The sequence below is a fragment of the Actinosynnema sp. genome, assembly GCF_052038725.1.
The window spans coordinates 1-2618 of sequence record NZ_JBQGCX010000484.1; the positions used below are offsets into that span (position 1 = coordinate 1).

Genomic DNA, 2618 nt, shown 5'->3' on the forward strand with positions numbered 1-2618 from the left:
CCCCCTCCGGCGGCCCCCCGGGTCGGGGGCGCGGGCGGCCGGGGGGCGGCTTCCGCCCCCCCCCGGGCCCGCGCCGGGATCAGCGGAACGCCGCGGCGTTGCGCGCCGCCCACTCGGCGAACGCGCGCGGCGCCCGCGACAGCACGCGCTCCACGTCCGGGCTCACCCGCAGCTCCGCCTCGTTGGGGGAGCCGAGAATGTCCAGGGTGTCGTCGGCCAGCTCGCCCGGCATCGACCGGGACATGGCCTCCTTCGCCTCGGCGCGGCTCAGCTCGTGGAAGCGCACCGGCTCGCCCAGCGCGTCCGCGACGGCCCGGGCCTGCTGCCGGGGCGTGATCACCTCGGGGCCGGTCAGCTCCAGCGCCGACCCGTTCCAGGTCTCGTCCAGCAGGCAGGCCGCCGCGACCTCGGCGATGTCCGCCGGGTCGATCACCGGCACGCCCACGTCGCCGAACGGGGCGACCACGAGCCGCTGCGCCCGGACGGACTCGGCCCACCACAGGGCGTTCGAGGCGAACCCGCCCGGCCGCAGGACCACCTGCTCGAGACCGGAGCCGCGCAGGGCGTCCTCCAGCTCGCGCATCGCGATCCGGGTCCTGCCGAACGGCCTGGTCACCACGCCCAGCGTCGAGAGCAGCACGACCTTGCGCACCCCGCTGCGCGCGGCCAGGTCGACCAGGTCGACGGGGTTGGCGCCCAGGGCGTGCAGGTCGCCGGACAGCAGCAGGAACAGCGACTCCGCCCCGTCCAGCAGCGGGGCCAGGCTCGCCGGGTCCGCGAGGTCGGCCACCGCGTGCACCGCCCCGTCCGGCGCCTGCGCCTGGTGGCGCGACACCGCCGTCACCCGCCTGCCCGCGCCGGTGAGCGCCCGCACCAGCGGGGTTCCGATGTTCCCGGTCGCGCCGGTCACCACGATCATGGAGAACTCCTCGTCACAGCGTGCTCTTCAGTGAGAGACGGGACGCTAGGAGCCGGAACTTACTTTTGGTAAGGACGCACCTCGGGGTAAGTTCAGGACGTGGCGGGAGGCTCGCAGTTGGCGCAGGGTGGTTCCGGGGCCCGGTATGACGTGTTTCACACCGACTGCCCGGCGCGGGACATGGTCGACCACGTGACCAGCCGGTGGGGCATCTGGGTGCTGATCTCCTTGCGGAGCAACGACCTCAGGTCCTTCGAGCTGCGCGACAGCATCCGGGGGGTCAGCGAGAAGATGCTCTCGCAGACCCTGCGCGTGCTGGTCGAGGACGGCCTGGTGTGGCGGCGCGTCGAGCCCACCACCCCGCCGCAGGTGACCTACGGGCTGACCGCGTTCGGCCGCGAGGTCGGGCAGCCGCTGACGCACCTGTTCGACCTGATCACGCAGCGCCTCCCGCCGCGCGAGGACGCCCGGACGTGGGGTGGGCCGGTGGACGCGCCCTGACCGCCCGCGCCTCGCTCGCGTCGGTGACCCGCCGACTTCGCCTCGATCGAGGACCTGCGCCGGTCGATGTTCGAGCGGGCGCTCCAGGTGGTGGACGACCGGCTCACCGCCACGGCGGCGGCCGGGCCGCCGGAGGAGCTGCCGAGGCCGGCGGCGGACCACGTGCCGGCGCTGCGGCCCGTGTTCCACGCCTACCACGAGCACCTGGCCGGGCGCCTGGCCCCGTGCGTCGGCGGGCGCACCGCAGGGCTCGCGGTGGCGGCGACGCCGCGGGGCCTCGTGCTCACCGCGCTCGCGCACCCGGACCTGGAGCCGGAGACCTTCCACGCCGCCGTGCTCGACCTGATCGACCGCCTGCGCGTCGACCCGTGGCGGGGGAGGGCTAGGGCGCGTCGTCGCGGGGCGCGTAGAGCACGACCCAGTGGTCGCGCTCGGGGTCGTGCAGCAGCTCCAGGTCGAAGTGCCGCCACCCCAGCTCGGGGTGGCGCATCCGCTTGACCGCCGACCGCCAGTCGCCCACCTCCGCCCGCGCCCAGTGCGTCCGGAAGTCCGCGCTGGTCGCGGTCAGCTCGGCGTGCAGCGCCGCCAGGTAGGCGTCGCCGGGGTAGCGGCTCAGCGCCGCGCGCAGCTCCCCGGCGGCCACGCGGGCGAGCAGCGCGACGCCCTCCGCGTCGAGCAGCTCCGACCGGCCCTCGGCGGTGAACGCCTGGTAGGCGAGGTTGCGCGCGAACGGCCCGGTGGCGGACACCGGGCGCAGGAGTTCGGCGGCGGCGTCGTTGTGGGCCAGCAGGTCCAGGCGGCCGTCGTGCACCGTCACGGGCGCCGAGTCGCCCAGCGCGCGCACCACCCGCAGCAGGCCGGGGCGGACGACCTCGTGCGGTGAGCCGGGGTCGGGGGCGGGTTCGCCCGCGAGCCGGAACAGGTGGTCCCGCGCGGGAGTCGTGAGCCGCAGGGCCCGCGCCAGGGCGGCGAGGACCTCGCGGGAGGGGCGGGTGGCGCGGCCCTGTTCGAGGCGGGTGCAGTACTCGACGGAGAGGCCCGCGAGGTCCGCCAACTCCTGCCTGCGCAGCCCCGGCACCCGCCTGCGCGAGGTCCTGGGCCGCCCGGTCTGCTCGGGCGCGGGCATCGCCGCCCGCCTGCCGCGCAGGTACTCGCCGAACGCGGTCCGGTCCTCCGTCGTCACGGTCCCATTGTGCCG

Annotated in this window: 3 protein-coding genes; 1 reads left to right on the top strand and 2 read right to left on the bottom strand. The window is 76.0% G+C overall.

Going from position 1 to position 2618, the window contains the following annotated elements; genetic code table 11:
• Positions 1 to 79: 79 nt before the first annotated feature.
• On the bottom strand, positions 80 to 919 hold the full coding sequence (locus ACTUAL_RS09745) for an SDR family oxidoreductase (protein ID WP_096494155.1): 840 nt from the start codon (positions 917 to 919) through the stop codon (positions 80 to 82).
• 192 nt (positions 920 to 1111) lie between these two features.
• Between ACTUAL_RS09745 and ACTUAL_RS09750 the strand changes: the two genes are divergently transcribed.
• Positions 1112 to 1420: a winged helix-turn-helix transcriptional regulator gene (locus ACTUAL_RS09750; protein WP_440900035.1), complete on the top strand. Its 309-nt coding sequence runs from the start codon at positions 1112 to 1114 to the stop codon at positions 1418 to 1420.
• A gap of 382 nt (positions 1421 to 1802) precedes the next feature.
• Here ACTUAL_RS09750 and ACTUAL_RS09755 read toward each other — a convergent pair.
• A partial coding sequence (locus ACTUAL_RS09755; RefSeq protein WP_440900036.1) for an MmyB family transcriptional regulator occupies positions 1803 to 2618 on the bottom strand: 816 nt, incomplete at its 5' end.